The sequence below is a fragment of the Salmonella sp. SAL04202 genome (genome assembly GCF_046550775.1).
Taxonomy (GTDB): Bacteria; Pseudomonadota; Gammaproteobacteria; order Enterobacterales; family Enterobacteriaceae; genus Salmonella; species Salmonella enterica.
The window spans coordinates 1,724,254-1,737,885 of record NZ_JBGDXK010000001.1 but is presented as its reverse complement, the minus strand read 5'-3'; the positions used below and the strand labels follow the sequence as shown (position 1 = coordinate 1,737,885).

Here is a 13,632-nt window from a genome sequence, read left to right as displayed (position 1 = left end):
GTGTCCTGTCCACGACAAAGCGTGGAAAAGACGCGGATAATCATGCTACCTCTGGCGTTAGGCGAAGATATCCACTGCGCCATTGCCGCGCGCGGCGGCCTGAAGCGAGGCCGGCGCCGTTAACGCTATGTCATCTTCAGCGCCAAACGCGTCCGTGTGTTGGGCGCGGGCAGACTGTTGTTGCGATGAAGACTGCTGCTGTCCGGCAAAGCTTTCGCTACTGATACTGCTTTGTCCCAACTGAATGCCGCTTTCCGCCAACTGAGTGCGCAACATGGGTAGAGCGGCTTCCAGCGCGGCGCGGACATGGCTATGCGGCGATACCATCTGGAGCTGCGCCTGATTGTCATCCAGCTTGAGCGAAATATGCACCTGACCTAACTCTTCCGGATGCAATCGAAGCTGCGCGCTTTGCTGTCCCTGACGCGTAAATAACATGACCTGCTGACTGAACGTTTGCTGCCATTCATGGCTGCCTAACGGCGCGCTGAGTACCGGGGCTGAGGCGACAGGTAGCGGTTGCGGTTGCGCCGTGGCGCTGCTGAGCGTCGGCATTGCCGCGCCATGCGTTACTGGCGCGGGCGGGCTATCCACCTCCACTTTCGCGCTGGTCGCGGCGGCAGCGACCACCAGCGGCGTCAGTGATGGCCCCGTGGCGCGATCGTCGCTGGCGCGCGCAAGCGACGCCTCGGTTTTCCCTTTTTCATGCTCGCTAAAAGAGAGCGTATGTGTCTCTTCCTGCGGCGCCGATGGCATGTCGCCGCGCAACAGTGACGGCAAGGCGATGTGATTTTCAGCCGGCGTCTCTCCGGCGACAGGCGTCGCGACAGGTTGTCCGGGCAGCATGGCGAATAAGGCGCTCAGACTGGCAAGATCCTCATCGCTCAGCGCGGGCGTTTTCTCATCATGCTGCGCCGTTTTACTCAATGCGGCCAGAGCGCTGGTTTTCAACGATGGCGTTAGCGTAGACAGTAGATGCTGCGCTTGTGTCAGATCGGTAAGCGTTTCATCCGTCGCATTCGCTTTTTGCGCCAGCAGGTCGGCAAGCTTCACCGCCTGGCCCGGCTCGCCATGTTGGGTCAGTAGCTCTTTCGATAACTTGCCGCCTGCCGCCTGTAAATCGGCCAGCGTGATGCGGGCGTCTTTGCCCTGTGCGCCGTCTGCGCCTAACGCGCCCGCCAGGAGCGCCAGAAAGTCCTCGGCTGAACCGGTGGTTTTTCCTGACGTCAGACCCGCGGTCATGTCGGTATCGGTGGTGATCAGTTGGGGCAGGGTGATCATTCGGGTTTCCTCATTGCTGCACGCTGAGCAAATTCATCCATCTTTTTCTGATCCATGCGGTTTTCAGCTAACAGCGCTGCCGCGGTTTGTCGGTCCTGTAAGGTTTGCCAGGCCTGAAGTCGCTGCTTTTTCTCACGCCAGCTCTTCAGCGCCAGGTCGACTTTTTGCGTCCACTGCGTAAGCTGGAGGCGATGCTGCTCTATCGCCTTTTCCAGTGTCTGAATAAACTGCTGATAGTTGATCCAGCGATTACTGGCGATGCCGTTGCCCATATCGGTGTTCAAATTACTGCGATACTCATTCTGATAATCGATCAGCATTTTGAGCTGTTCTTCCGCCTGTTGGCAGCCGCGACGCATTTCGCCCAGTAAACGCGCCGCGTCATCTACCTCTTTTTCGGCCAGATCTTTGAGTGTTTCCAGAGCGCCATGTTGTGCCATGATCGTCGCCCTCCTGCTTTATCACACCGTCGGGAAAATTAAATCGAGCGCCTGCAGAGAGTCCTCCCAGTCGGCCCGTTCAAAAATGCCTTGCTGTAAAAACGCTTCCAGTTGCGGCCATAAGGTAATGGCTTTATCAAGCATCGGATCGCTACCTTTGGCATAGGCGCCGACGCTGACCAGATCGCGGTTACGCTGGAAACTGGAAAGCAACTGTTTAAATAGCCGTACCCGCGCATAGTGCTGCTCGGTAATGAGCGCGGTCATCGCCCGGCTGATTGACGCCTCGATATCAATGGCCGGATAGTGCCCGGCCTCCGCCAGACGGCGGGACAAGACAATGTGCCCGTCGAGGATTGCGCGTGCCGAGTCGGCAATGGGATCTTGTTGGTCGTCCCCCTCGGTCAACACGGTATAAAACGCGGTGATAGAGCCACCGCCGTGGATGCCATTACCGGCACGCTCGACCAGCGCCGGCAGCTTTGCGAACACCGAGGGCGGATAACCTTTGGTGGCTGGCGGTTCGCCGATTGCCAGCGCAATTTCACGCTGTGCCATCGCATAGCGCGTCAGCGAATCCATAATCAGCAACACATGCTGTCCGCGATCGCGAAAATCTTCGGCGATGCGGGTGGCATAGGCGGCGCCCTGCATTCGCAGCAGCGGCGAAACATCCGCCGGGGCGGCAATCACCACCGAACGCGCGCGACCGTCGGGGCCGAGAATATTTTCGATAAAATCTTTAACTTCGCGGCCACGTTCGCCGATAAGTCCCACGACAATCACGTCCGCCCGCGTGTAGCGCGCCATCATGCCAAGCAGAACCGACTTACCGACGCCGGAACCAGCAAAGAGTCCCATACGCTGACCGCGCCCTACGGTTAACAACGCGTTGATAGCGCGTACGCCGGTATCCAACACATGTTCGATTGGCGTTCGCTGTAGCGGGTTAAACGGCGGCGTGATTAACGCGCCAGTTTCCAGCGTATCCGGCGCAGGCAGTCCGTCGAGCGGTTTACCGCCGCCATCCAGCACCCGACCAAGCAAGGCCGGGCCGAGCGGTAGCTGTTTGCCGCTTTGCAGACCGTCGCCATGCCCGTTACGGGCGTAAACGCGGGCTCCGGGCAGAATGCCTTCGACCTCTTCCAGCGGCATTAAAAACAGACGCTGGCCGTTAAAACCGACGACTTCCGATTCCACCTCTTTGGTTTCAGGGCCGTCCTGGCGCTCAATAATGCAGGTGGCGCCCAGCGGAAGCTGGAGACCGGTGGCCTCCAGTACCAGGCCCGTGGCGCGGGTTAAACGTCCATAACGACGCACCGCCGGCAATAACGCCATTTTGGCTTCAAAGTTGTCGAGCGCGGTAAGCCAGCGGGTCAGACGCGTGGTCATCAGAGCACTCCCGGCGCCGCCAGGCGACACAACTCTTGCCAGCGAGTGGCGACGCTGGCGTCCAGATCGCCCTCATCGGCAGAGACTTTACACCCGCCGTGATGCAACGTTGGATCGCCGCGCAACCGCCATCCGTGAAGACTGAGCGTGGCGCCCAGCATCTCTTCCACCCGCTGTAAGTCGTCCGGATGCACGCGCAACTGCGGCTTGCCGCTAAAGAGCGGCTCTTGCTGCAACAGTTGTTGGATCTGTTTAATCAGCGCCGAGTTGTCCACCGCCGGCGTTTGGCCGATGACCTGACGCGCAGCCTCCAGGGCCATTTGCATCAGCCGTGAGGCGATAACGCTATCGAGCGCGTCAAGTGTGTTCTGAAACTCGCTCACTAACTGCTGCATACGGGCATGAATCGGCGCCTGCTGCGTCTGCGCCTGGGCTTGTCCTTGCTCCAGCCCCTGCGCTAACCCTTCCTGGTATCCCTGCGCGTGTCCTTTTTGCCGTCCCTCCGCCAGCCCGGCGTTATAACCTTGTTCATGGGCCTGTATTTTTAGCTGCGCCAGCTCCTGCTCCAGCTGCTGTTCGGCAGTGAGTTCGGGCTCCGGCGTATCGTCTGTCAAGGTCACGTTATCAGCCTCAACCGGCACAAACGTCTCCGGCGGCGGGGCGAGATCGTCGGGGGTCCAGACTTGCCACGGCAATTCATTAGACATAGGTATCCTCGCCGCTGCCAATCACCATTTCGCCGGTTTCCGCCAGACGACGCACAATAAGCAGAATCGCTTTCTGCTCGTTTTCCACCTGAGACAGACGAACCGGGCCACGGTTGGCAAGGTCGTCGCGCAGGATATCGGCGGCGCGCTGGGACATATTGCGCAGGAACTTCTCGCGTAATGGTGGTTCGGCGCCTTTCAGAGCGATCAGCAGCGATTCGGAATCCACTTCCTGCAACAGACGCTGGATACTGCGATCGTCCACATCCACCAGATTTTCGAACAGGAACATCTCGTCGATGATTTTCTGCGCCAGTTCGCCGTCGAATTCGCGCACAGCGGTAATAACCGCTTCTTCCTGCTGCGTTTTCATCAGGTTGATAATTTCCGCCGCGGTTCTTACGCCGCCCATTTTGCTGCGTTTCAGGTTCTGACCGTCGAGCAGGCCATTCAGCACTTCGGTCAACTCCGCCAGCGCCGCCGGCTGTACGCCGCCAAATGTCGCGATACGCAGCATCACATCATGACGCAGACGCTCGTCAAACAGCGCCAGAATATCGGCGGCCTGACTGCGTTTGAGGTGGACCAGAATGGTGGCGATAATCTGCGGGTGTTCGTCGCGAATCAGGTCGGCGGCACTCTGCGGTTCCATAAAGTTGAGCGTTTCGATACCGCTGGTGGTATCGCGCGTTTCCAGAATATCTTCCAGCAGGCTGGAGGCGCGTTCTTCGCCCAACGCTTTAACCAGTACGGAGCGCAGGTATTCGTTGGCGTTGATATTCAGCGCGGCGAACTGCTCCGCTTCTTGCTCAAACTCTGATAGTACGTCCGTCAGTTGTTTGTTGGAGATCTGACGCACGTTAGCCATCGCCGTACTTAACGCCTGTACTTCGCGGGTGGAGAGGTGTTTAAACACCTCTGCCGCCCGGTCTTCGCCAATGGTCATCAACAAAATGACGCTTTTATCGGTACCGCTAAGATTACTCATGATCGTTACTCATCCACTGGCGAATGACCAGCGCCACCACGCGCGGATCGTTGTCTGACATTTCGCGAATACGCTGGCTCATCACCTCGGCGCCCAGACGCTGATTAGCCCGGCGTTGCTGGAGCTGCTCGTCTTTGCTAAGGCGTACTTCCACGGCTTCTTCGGTTTCCTGGCGAACCTGCGCCTGTTCCTGCGCCGCTTTCGCTTCTTCAACGCGGCGCGTCAACTGCGGACGTACCGCTTTGCGCCACAGAATCCAGGCCACCACCAGCACCAGTAACCAGCGACCTGCCGCGAGCAACTGATCGATAAAGGACTGCTGTTGCCAGAAGGGCAGTTCGCCGCCGGTGTCATCCACTGCGCTAAACGGTGAATTCACCACGTTTAGCGTATCGCCGCGTTTATCAGAAAAACCCATCGCTTCACGGGTTAAATCCTCGATCTGTTTCATCTGATCGGCGGTCAATGGCAGCGGTTTGCCATCTGCCAGCGTTTTGTAATTCACCACGACGGCCACGGAGAGACGCTCAATATCGCCCACATTCATTTTGGTGTGACGAATGGTGCGGTCCACTTCGTAGTTACTGGTTTCATTACGCTGTGTATTGCGCGGGCCAGCGTTGTTACTGTTGGTACTGGTGCTGGTTTGTGGCGTATTCTGCGCGTTTTGTTGATTGGTCGGCGGCGTGGCGATCGGCGCCTCGTTAGGCGGCGCTGGTTGGTTCGACAGCGCGCCAGGCACGCCGCCGGGATAGCCCGCGCCTACCTGTTCGCTAATATTCAACTGACGTGAACGCAGGGTGGCCTTCGACGCATCGCCGTTCGGGCTGTAGTGCTCTTCCGTCTGCTCTTTATTGGCAAAATCCAACTGGGCGGTTACCTGAGCGTGAACATTACCGTTCCCGACGATAGGCGACAGAATGGCTTCGATACGGCGTTGGATGCGGCTTTCCACATCATTAGCAAATTTTAATTGCGCGTCATTAAGGTCGCGACCGCTGGTATTGGATTGCGTGAGCAGATGACCGGATTGATCGACCAGAGTGACGTTTCCTGGCGGCAAACCGGCGACAGCGCTGGAAACCAGATGTACCACGGCGCTAATTTGTCCTTCATCCAGCGCCCGGCCCGGTTCCAGTGTGACGGTGACGGAGGCGGAAGGGGATTTTTGTTCCCGCACAAATAGCGACGGCTTTGGCATCGCCAGGTGAACGCGGGCGCTTTTTACCGGACCCAGCGTCTCGATCGTCCGGGCCAGTTCACCTTCCAGCGCGCGCTGATAATTCACCTGCTCGCTGAACTGGCTGATACCGAATTTTTCCTGATCAAGCAGTTCAAAGCCTACCGCGCCGCCTTTAGGCAGCCCCTGCTGCGCCAGACGCAGACGCAGTTCATGCACTTTGTCGGCGGGCACTTCAATCGCGCCGCTGCCATTGGCAAAGCGATAGGGGATATTCATCTGGGTCAACTGCGCGACGATCGCGCCGCCGTCCTGATCGGAAAGGTTGCTAAATAGCGTGCGGTAATCGGGCGTTTTGGCCCACAGCACCATCGCAACGACGATCGCCACGGCAGCGGAACCCGCCACAATTAACGGAATTCGGGGATTCGCGCGTAGGCGATTAAGCCACTCGAGAGGTTTAGGTTGGGTTGCAGTCGATGCAGTCGCACTCATCTCGCACCTCGTGACTGATCGTGGACGGCGTTTTTTGCAAAGTGGAACAAGACTCACTCCCGGGTCAGCAAACTCGAAAAATTGACGGTCTCATTATTTGTGGTTTCGAATTTTTCTATGCGCTAAAAACCGAGGTTTTTTATCGTTATTTAACGCCTTTATCTTATTGACAAACTGGTAATCTCTGCTGCGTAAAAAATCATCCAGGGGCATCCAGGGGAATAGCATGGCAGCAATACAGGGGATTGAAGGGGTTATTAGCCAGTTACAGGCGACGGCGATGGCCGCGCGCGGGCAAGACACGCACTCGCAGTCGACGGTGAGTTTTGCCGGCCAGCTACATGCTGCGCTGGATCGTATTAGCGACAGACAAGCGGCGGCGCGCGTTCAGGCGGAAAAATTCACTCTGGGTGAGCCGGGCATTGCGCTTAATGACGTGATGGCTGATATGCAAAAAGCGTCCGTCTCTATGCAAATGGGGATTCAGGTGCGCAATAAGCTGGTCGCCGCGTATCAGGAAGTCATGTCCATGCAGGTTTAAGCCAGGGCTGACAACCCATCCGCAGCGAACTCCCGGGCGCTTACCTAAGTCAGTGGCGGGGGACGCGACGCCCATGCAACCAGTGCGTGATTATGTGGGCTTGTTTTTTGCGAGGCGCGCTCATTTTATTGATAAGCGGGTTGCACATTGTTGCAGGGACTTATTAAAAATAGGGTACGCCTGTTTACTGACGCCATTCATTCCTACTATTCGTTCTGACGCTATTGTCATTGAGTTTGCAATCCAGAATGTTCCTGCAATATATGCGCCGTTGCGATAATACACGGTAAATTCTTTATTAATGCCTGGAATATCTGTTTCATGGAGATCCAGTATATACCCATACGGGGACAGATTATCAGCGAGACAGCGGGCAATGGCGCTCGGATGTGCATTGATCACTGTGACGGGTGAGTAACGGGCAGCGGCAAGACAGACGACTCCAATAATGGAGATGAAAATAATTTTTATCATTTTTTGGGCTTCTGCTGTGCATAAATAAATCATCACCTGATGGTGTCAGTGAGTAAAAATATAAATACCTGATAGTTTTTTATGGCGTAGACGGAAAATAATAATTGTTTTATGTTTTGCTTAAAATAACCCTGGATTTTTCATCGGCTCAGACAAAATTAAAACGGTATACGTTATATAATAGATTTATGCCACGGCGCACAAGGCGACCTTGTCTGATTTCTTTTATGCGTTTTAGATTTTTGCCGGTTATGCCGTAAAAAGGTCTCCCGCCGTAACGTACAGCGGGAGTATGCGCTTATTTTTGAATCAGATAACGAATTGTTGGGCCATCCTGCTGAATATCCAGCACCGTATAGCCGTGATTGCGCGCATCCAGTGGAATATTATTAATGGACTGCGGACAGTCGCTCACCACTTCCAGGATCTCACCTTTTTTTAGCTGCGGCATCGCTTCCAGAGTGGCGACCGCCGGGTACGGGCAAGGTTCGCCAACCATATCCAGACGGTAATCAGGGACGATATTTTTCATACAGATTCCTTAGCAGGCGTCAGCCCCGCACGGCGGAAAAAACGTTTTTCCCAGCCGATAATTAACATCAGCGCGGCAAATAATAACAGGTAGGTGACCAGCAGACCGCCCAGCGGACCAAAGGTATTCAGCAGGTTAACTTTATCCCAACTGGTCGCCAGCGCGGGCGCGAAATCATCCCAGTAGTAAGCCAGGATGGTCGAACCGATGACATTGCCGAGGCCTACCCACCAGTAATGCACCTGGCCTTCTACGGCGCGGTACATCCAGCCGGTTTCGCAGCCGCCCGCCAGCACGATGCCAAAACCGAACAGCAGTCCGCCAATGACCGCATTCGGGCCAGCCCACATAATTTTAGGTGCAACGCCCAACTGCACGTAGCTGAAAATACCAATGGCGCTGACCGCCATGCCGAAAATAATCGCTTTCGCCATATGGGCGCGTCCGGAGATCCACAGATCGCGAAAGGCCGAGGTAAAGCAGATTTGCGCGCGCTCGATCAGCAGCCCAAACCCGACGCCGAACAGCATCGCCAGCCCCAGTTTCGGCTGATGCATTGCCGTTAATAACGCCCAGCCAATCATGCCGATAAAGACCAGCATACCGAGCCTGAAACGCCGTCTTGCCTGATCCGGTTTCTGCGTCAGTGGCGAAGCCGCGGAGACCTTTTGCATTTTCACCGGTATGCGAAATATCGGCAGCAACGTAAAGCGGGCGCCGAACCAGGAGCCGATAGCGGTTGCCAGCGCAAAGAACCACGCGTGTAGGGAGAACTGCGGGATCCCGGTAAAAAAGGCGGCCAGGTTACACCCCATCGCCAGACGCGCGCCAAAGCCAGCGATCATGCCTCCGACCACCGCCTGTACGATACGGATTCGGCTGCGCGGCATACGCAGTTTTACGTTGTTGGCCCACAGCGCCGCGGCGAAACAGCCGCCGAACATGCCGAGGATCATCATGCCGTCGATACGCGTCAGCGGCGTACCTTCCAGATGAATCAGCTTGTAGTAGCCCCACTGTTCGGCATGAACGCCAAAAAGCTGCAAAATTTGCCCGCCCCAGCGGGTAAATTCGCCCGTCACGGCCCAGAACGTGCCGGTGATGCCAAAATAGTAGGTAGAGAGAATACCGGCTGCGATCACCGCAGGGGCCGGCGCCCAGAATTTAATTAACCAGGTTTGCTTGAAGTGTTGCCATGACATGTGTTTAGCCTCTGAACTCAGAAGGTGTGAAACAAGAAGTGCGCATACTACACCGATCACAGAATTTGCCTACACCTAATAAGCGGTAATACCGACTGGATCAAATTGCGGCCAGCGCCTGGAAAGGCTGGCGGCGTCAGGGCTTTAATGCCACAATTCCTCTTTCTTCTGATGCAGGATGAATGATGAAAAAAGTAGCGATCGTTGGCGCATTGCTGGTTCTGGCCGGATGCGCCGAGGTGGAAAACTATAATGATGTGGTGAAAACGCCCGCGCCGGCCGGTCTGGAAGGGTACTGGCAGTCAAAAGGCCCGCAACGTAAGCTGGTGAGCCCTGAAGCTATCGCCAGCCTGGTGGTGACTAAAGAAGGCGATACGCTGGACTGCCGCCAGTGGCAGCGCGTTATTGCTCTGCCGGGCAAGCTGACCATGCTCTCCGATGACTTAACCAATGTTACGGTTAAGCGTGAGCTCTATGAGATTGAGCGCGACGGGAATACCCTGGAATATGATGGCATGACACTGCAACGGGTCGCTCGTCCGACGCCGGAGTGCGCCGCCGCGTTAGAAAAAACGCCGCTGCCGACGCCGCTGCCGTAATTTCGCTTCCCGGCAGCGCTCTGCCGCCGGGAACGCTCATCACACGTCCTCAATGATCCACACGCTGACGCTGCCTGCGTTGCAGAAGAACGTCGCTTCGCCTTGATCATTAGTTACAACATGCTCACTGCGGTTTCCCAGAAAATCACGCCAGGTCTTGTTAGCGTAATTGTCGCCGAGCAGGAGGGTTTTTTCACCGTCGTCGCCATTGGAAAGTACGACCACACAGCCTGGATTCTCTTCAGTACCGCTGCGACTAAAGGCGATACAGTTAGGATGATCGAAAAAGAGAGTTTGTATACCGTGCGCAAAACGCTGACGAGCAAGGATCAGCCGATCCAGTTGGTTAATCACCGGCATGTCGACCCGACAGGTCTCGCCATTTTCGCCGCTATCTTCATAGCTGGCGCCGTATAAATCGGGATAAAACACTGACGGTACGCCGTTTTCACGAAGCAGGATCAGCGCATAGGCCAATGGTTTGAACCAGGGTTCTACCGGCGCTTCCAGCGCCTGTAACGGTTGTGTATCGTGGTTAGCGACCAGCGTCACCGCATGAAAAGGGTCGGCTTCTACCAGCGTGCCGGTGAAAATGTGGCGCATGTCATACTCCGCGCCCTGGCGCGAGGCTTCATGAAATTTCATCTGCAACGGCGCGTCGAACAGCATGGTTTTCCCGTCGACCTGATCGATGTACGTTTGCAGTTTATCCACTTCATGCGACCAGTATTCTGCGACAATAAACAGCGGTTTTGGCGCAACCGCCTGTACATGCTCAATCCATTCTTTATAAAACCAGGCGGGTATATGTTTTACCGCGTCCAGGCGAAAGCCGTCACAGTGGGTTTGTTCCATGACCCAACGAGCCCAATATTTAATCTCTTCCGTAACCGCGTGATTGCGAAAATCGATATTTTCACCCATCAGATAGTCGAAATTACCCATCTCATCATCAACCTGATCGTTCCAGCCATCGCCGGTATAGTCATTGACGATCTTAAAAATGCCGTCTTCGTCGGGATTCTCGATGTGATCAATGCCGCTGAAACAGTGATAGTCCCAAATAAAGTTGGAATACTGGCCCGCGCGGGCAGGGAAGGTGTAGCGCGTCCAGCCTTCGCATTCAATGATGTTGTCATCGATTTGCGTGCGGTCATCCTGATTCACGCGCTGAACGCGAATACGTTCTTTTTTGTCTGCGCCCATTTTGTGGTTCACGACGACGTCGAGCAGCACCGCAATATTATTTTTTTTGAGCGCGTCTATCGCCGCCAGTAACTGGCGTTTATCGCCGTACTTTGTCGCGATAGTTCCTTTTTGGTCAAATTCGCCGAGGTCAAACAGGTCGTAGGTATCATAGCCTACGGAATAGCCGCCGGAGGCACCTTTACAGGCGGGCGGTAGCCAGACCATATTGATACCGATATCATTCAGCCCATCAGCACGTTCCGCCAGCTCAGACCAGAGTTTACCGCCGTCGGGATAATACCAGTGGAAGTACTGCAATAACGTGGGGTTTTTCATCTTCCGTGCTCCAGAAGTCGTTTAGCCGACCTCTGGAGTATGGAAGAATTTTCATACGAGACGGGAAAATATTATGAGGCGCCAGGCGCGTCTGGCACGAGTAACATACCGGAAAGACGCCCATAAGCGTTGTTGAGTGATTTTTGGCGGGTGGATTGTCCGATCAAACTGCTGAGTTCATCCAGTCGCTGTTGCAGCAGCCCTTTCAGGAGCTGCTCATTATCCAGCGTTTGTTTGATGTATCCGGCGACCATATCCTGAATACTTCGCGTAATGCCCGGTGGAGTTTGCTTTTCCATCACCGTTTCAATACCTTGCAGATAGGAGACCTCTTGTTGCAGTAAGAGATCCCATTCACCTCGCTGCGCAAGTTCAAGCAGCGATTGACTGAGCAGCGCAATACGCTGCCAACGGTTGATAAACTCCACGGTTGAGGTCATTAACGAGACTCCTGGAAAGATGCTTTCGGTGAAATCTGTTTCCAGGCTTCTGCAATATTGCTGAGTAACCCTTCCACTTCTTCGATGGCCTGAGCGTCGTTACGCAAATTAGCCTGCAGTAAACGGCGAATCATATAGTCGTATAGCTCGGAAAGATTCGTCGCAATCTCACCGCCTTTTTCCTGATCGAGGCCGGCTTTCAGCCCGTTATCGATAATATTGATGGCTTTGCTTAACGCTTCACCTTTCGCGACAACATCGCCTTGTTCTAAAAACAGGCGAGCGCGCACCAGAGCGCTATTCGCGCCATCAAACAACATTTCAATCAACTGATGCGGGCTGGCGCTCATCACGGCGCTTTCCACGCTGACTTGCGCATAAGCTTTGATACCGCTCGCGGTGTACATGGTAACCTCTGTTATCAGGACTTGTTCATAGCTGTAAATTGCTGGGCCAAATAAGTACTGGTGTTATTCAGTTTATTCATCATGGTATCCAGCTGCGAAAACTGTGCTTTGTAACGGGCAACGGTGTCATCAATACTGGCGCTAACAGCCAGGTATTGTTTGGTCAGTTTTTTCAGAGTGGCGTTAATGCTATCCTGAGCATTGTCGATAATACCGTCATCGGCCAGATAACTTTTCACTTCGGTGGCAATTTTGGTGGTGATGCCCGTTTCTTTACCATCGCCCACTAATAACTCGCGCACAGAGGCGGTATTTTCATCCAGCGCTTTTTTAAGCTTGGTATCATCAATTTTTAGTTTGCCAGTCGTACCGTCAGATGAAATACCAATTTCATTAAGCGTTTTAAATGCGCCAGTACTACCGCCATTAGCAAACTGAGCGCGAATTCCTGTTTGAATTGTACGTACTACGCTATCGCCTATCAGCGCGCCATTGTCCTTATCCTGAGTTTCCGCGCCGGGGTCTACTTCTTTATATTTGGTGAGCGTATTGAATGTATCAATAAGAGAATTATAGGCATCGACCCAGCCTTTAATCGCTTCAGTCGCTTTTTCATTACTCTTGGTAACGGTGACCCGCACGTCGGTGACTTTTTTAGTCAGCTCAAGCGTAACCCCCTGAGGTGCATCGGTAATTTTGTTGCTTGGACGTTCTATATCAATACCGTTCATCGTTAGTTTTGCATTCTGTGCGCTGACTAACTCCTCCATCTCTCCAGTACCAGTATTGCTATCATAGGCCAGCAAATCGTTTAGTTTGCTATCTCCTTCCACGGAGACGGTCATTTTATTTTCCAGTCCCTCTGCAGCCGTCAAAACTAAGCGATATTCCCCCTCTTTAACCTTAACAATACTGGCTGAAATGCCGCTATCTGTATCGTTAATCGCTTTGCTGATGTCATCTAGCGAGGTCTGATCTTTATTAAGCGTAATCTCCAGTGGCTCTTTACGGCCAGGCTGTTCAATTTTAATGGTACGTGTGGCAGCGGCGTCACCCAACGCTTCTTTCGTTGAGGCTATTTTCGTCGTCGTGCTTAACGACTGAGCCTGAGCCAATTGCGACACGCTAATCGTGTAAATCCCGGGCGCGGCGCCTGCTTCAGTGGATACTTTCAGATCTTCAGTGCTGCTAGTGACGTTACTGCTTCTGAACAGTTCAGCTTTGTTTAACGCGCTATTCGCGGTCTGGAATTTTTCCAGGGCGCTTTTCAACGTACCGTATGCGGTTAAGCGAGCAGTATTATCGGTTTGTTGCTGAGTGATCGGGTTTAAGCGCTTTTTTTCAGCAATAGTCAGGTTTGTCAGCAATGTATCTAGTGGTAAGCCTGAGCCAACGCCCAATGATGAAAATGAAGCCATGCCTGATTCCTT

Annotated in this window: 15 protein-coding genes; 2 read left to right on the top strand and 13 right to left on the bottom strand. The window is 54.2% G+C overall.

The window, feature by feature from the left end; genetic code table 11:
* Nucleotides 1–57: 57 nt before the first annotated feature.
* The 6 genes from fliK to fliF are packed head-to-tail and all read right to left on the bottom strand — an operon-like array spanning nucleotide 58 to nucleotide 6,483.
* Nucleotides 58–1,281 (bottom strand): flagellar hook length control protein FliK, encoded by a 1,224-nt coding sequence (gene fliK, locus ACLJQJ_RS08705; RefSeq protein WP_063809545.1) that lies wholly within the window; start codon nucleotides 1,279–1,281, stop codon nucleotides 58–60.
* A complete protein-coding gene (fliJ, locus tag ACLJQJ_RS08700; RefSeq protein ID WP_000046981.1) occupies nucleotides 1,278–1,721 on the bottom strand; it encodes a flagellar export protein FliJ in 444 nt (147 codons plus the stop codon). The genes fliK and fliJ overlap by 4 nt, the downstream gene beginning before the upstream one ends.
* 21 nt (nucleotides 1,722–1,742) lie before the next feature.
* Nucleotides 1,743–3,113, bottom strand: coding sequence for a flagellar protein export ATPase FliI (gene fliI / locus ACLJQJ_RS08695; protein WP_000213257.1), 1,371 nt, complete (start codon nucleotides 3,111–3,113; stop codon nucleotides 1,743–1,745).
* Nucleotides 3,113–3,820: a flagellar assembly protein FliH gene (gene fliH / locus ACLJQJ_RS08690; protein WP_000064158.1), complete on the bottom strand. Its 708-nt coding sequence runs from the start codon at nucleotides 3,818–3,820 to the stop codon at nucleotides 3,113–3,115. Before fliH ends, fliI begins: the two co-directional genes overlap by 1 nt.
* Complete coding sequence (gene fliG, locus ACLJQJ_RS08685; protein WP_000067735.1) at nucleotides 3,813–4,808, bottom strand: flagellar motor switch protein FliG; 996 nt, start codon at nucleotides 4,806–4,808, stop codon at nucleotides 3,813–3,815. The genes fliH and fliG overlap by 8 nt, the downstream gene beginning before the upstream one ends.
* Nucleotides 4,801–6,483, bottom strand: a complete 1,683-nt coding sequence (fliF, locus tag ACLJQJ_RS08680) for a flagellar basal-body MS-ring/collar protein FliF (RefSeq protein WP_039590427.1) — start codon at nucleotides 6,481–6,483, stop codon at nucleotides 4,801–4,803. The genes fliG and fliF overlap by 8 nt, the downstream gene beginning before the upstream one ends.
* 226 nt (nucleotides 6,484–6,709) lie before the next feature.
* On the opposite strand from fliF, the gene fliE reads away from it, so the two are divergent.
* Nucleotides 6,710–7,024, top strand: a complete 315-nt coding sequence (fliE, locus tag ACLJQJ_RS08675) for a flagellar hook-basal body complex protein FliE (RefSeq protein ID WP_000719036.1) — start codon at nucleotides 6,710–6,712, stop codon at nucleotides 7,022–7,024.
* A gap of 120 nt (nucleotides 7,025–7,144) precedes the next feature.
* On the opposite strand, the gene ACLJQJ_RS08670 is transcribed toward fliE, so the two are convergent.
* From ACLJQJ_RS08670 to yedE, 3 genes are all read right to left on the bottom strand, one after another.
* The gene (locus tag ACLJQJ_RS08670; protein WP_077950930.1) at nucleotides 7,145–7,531 is read right to left on the bottom strand and encodes a hypothetical protein; all 387 of its coding nucleotides are present in this window, start codon (nucleotides 7,529–7,531) and stop codon (nucleotides 7,145–7,147) included.
* Nucleotides 7,532–7,796: 265 nt separating this feature from the next.
* A complete protein-coding gene (yedF, locus tag ACLJQJ_RS08665) occupies nucleotides 7,797–8,030 on the bottom strand; it encodes a sulfurtransferase-like selenium metabolism protein YedF (RefSeq protein WP_000790504.1) in 234 nt (77 codons plus the stop codon).
* Nucleotides 8,027–9,232, bottom strand: coding sequence for a selenium metabolism membrane protein YedE/FdhT (gene yedE / locus ACLJQJ_RS08660; RefSeq protein WP_001531105.1), 1,206 nt, complete (start codon nucleotides 9,230–9,232; stop codon nucleotides 8,027–8,029). The genes yedF and yedE overlap by 4 nt, the downstream gene beginning before the upstream one ends.
* A 185-nt stretch (nucleotides 9,233–9,417) precedes the next feature.
* Here yedE and yedD point away from each other — a divergent pair, with 185 nt between their 5' ends.
* Nucleotides 9,418–9,831: a lipoprotein YedD gene (gene yedD, locus ACLJQJ_RS08655; protein ID WP_000754694.1), complete on the top strand. Its 414-nt coding sequence runs from the start codon at nucleotides 9,418–9,420 to the stop codon at nucleotides 9,829–9,831.
* A 39-nt stretch (nucleotides 9,832–9,870) separates the two neighbouring features.
* On the opposite strand, the gene amyA is transcribed toward yedD, so the two are convergent.
* The 4 genes from amyA to fliD all read right to left on the bottom strand — a co-directional run bounded on the left by amyA (nucleotide 9,871) and on the right by fliD (nucleotide 13,620).
* The gene (amyA, locus tag ACLJQJ_RS08650) at nucleotides 9,871–11,355 is read right to left on the bottom strand and encodes an alpha-amylase (protein ID WP_063809547.1); all 1,485 of its coding nucleotides are present in this window, start codon (nucleotides 11,353–11,355) and stop codon (nucleotides 9,871–9,873) included.
* Between the two features lie 71 nt (nucleotides 11,356–11,426).
* A complete protein-coding gene (fliT, locus tag ACLJQJ_RS08645; protein ID WP_050193352.1) occupies nucleotides 11,427–11,795 on the bottom strand; it encodes a flagella biosynthesis regulatory protein FliT in 369 nt (122 codons plus the stop codon).
* Nucleotides 11,795–12,202: a flagellar export chaperone FliS gene (fliS, locus tag ACLJQJ_RS08640; RefSeq protein WP_000287764.1), complete on the bottom strand. Its 408-nt coding sequence runs from the start codon at nucleotides 12,200–12,202 to the stop codon at nucleotides 11,795–11,797. Before fliS ends, fliT begins: the two co-directional genes overlap by 1 nt.
* A 14-nt stretch (nucleotides 12,203–12,216) precedes the next feature.
* Entirely contained in the window at nucleotides 12,217–13,620 is a 1,404-nt protein-coding gene (gene fliD / locus ACLJQJ_RS08635; protein ID WP_063809548.1) for a flagellar filament capping protein FliD, read from the bottom strand.
* Nucleotides 13,621–13,632 lie beyond the last annotated feature (12 nt).

What these genes read in the sequence shown, in the direction of transcription:
- fliK (WP_063809545.1), bottom strand. Translation starts at nt 1,281, where the DNA reads ATGATCACCCTGCCCCAACTGATCACCACCGATACCGACATGACCGCG.
- fliJ (WP_000046981.1), bottom strand. Translation starts at nt 1,721, where the DNA reads ATGGCACAACATGGCGCTCTGGAAACACTCAAAGATCTGGCCGAAAAA.
- fliI (WP_000213257.1), bottom strand. Translation starts at nt 3,113, where the DNA reads ATGACCACGCGTCTGACCCGCTGGCTTACCGCGCTCGACAACTTTGAA.
- fliH (WP_000064158.1), bottom strand. Translation starts at nt 3,820, where the DNA reads ATGTCTAATGAATTGCCGTGGCAAGTCTGGACCCCCGACGATCTCGCC.
- fliG (WP_000067735.1), bottom strand. Translation starts at nt 4,808, where the DNA reads ATGAGTAATCTTAGCGGTACCGATAAAAGCGTCATTTTGTTGATGACC.
- fliF (WP_039590427.1), bottom strand. Translation starts at nt 6,483, where the DNA reads ATGAGTGCGACTGCATCGACTGCAACCCAACCTAAACCTCTCGAGTGG.
- fliE (WP_000719036.1), top strand. Translation starts at nt 6,710, where the DNA reads ATGGCAGCAATACAGGGGATTGAAGGGGTTATTAGCCAGTTACAGGCG.
- ACLJQJ_RS08670 (WP_077950930.1), bottom strand. Translation starts at nt 7,531, where the DNA reads ATGATTTATTTATGCACAGCAGAAGCCCAAAAAATGATAAAAATTATT.
- yedF (WP_000790504.1), bottom strand. Translation starts at nt 8,030, where the DNA reads ATGAAAAATATCGTCCCTGATTACCGTCTGGATATGGTTGGCGAACCT.
- yedE (WP_001531105.1), bottom strand. Translation starts at nt 9,232, where the DNA reads ATGTCATGGCAACACTTCAAGCAAACCTGGTTAATTAAATTCTGGGCG.
- yedD (WP_000754694.1), top strand. Translation starts at nt 9,418, where the DNA reads ATGAAAAAAGTAGCGATCGTTGGCGCATTGCTGGTTCTGGCCGGATGC.
- amyA (WP_063809547.1), bottom strand. Translation starts at nt 11,355, where the DNA reads ATGAAAAACCCCACGTTATTGCAGTACTTCCACTGGTATTATCCCGAC.
- fliT (WP_050193352.1), bottom strand. Translation starts at nt 11,795, where the DNA reads ATGACCTCAACCGTGGAGTTTATCAACCGTTGGCAGCGTATTGCGCTG.
- fliS (WP_000287764.1), bottom strand. Translation starts at nt 12,202, where the DNA reads ATGTACACCGCGAGCGGTATCAAAGCTTATGCGCAAGTCAGCGTGGAA.
- fliD (WP_063809548.1), bottom strand. Translation starts at nt 13,620, where the DNA reads ATGGCTTCATTTTCATCATTGGGCGTTGGCTCAGGCTTACCACTAGAT.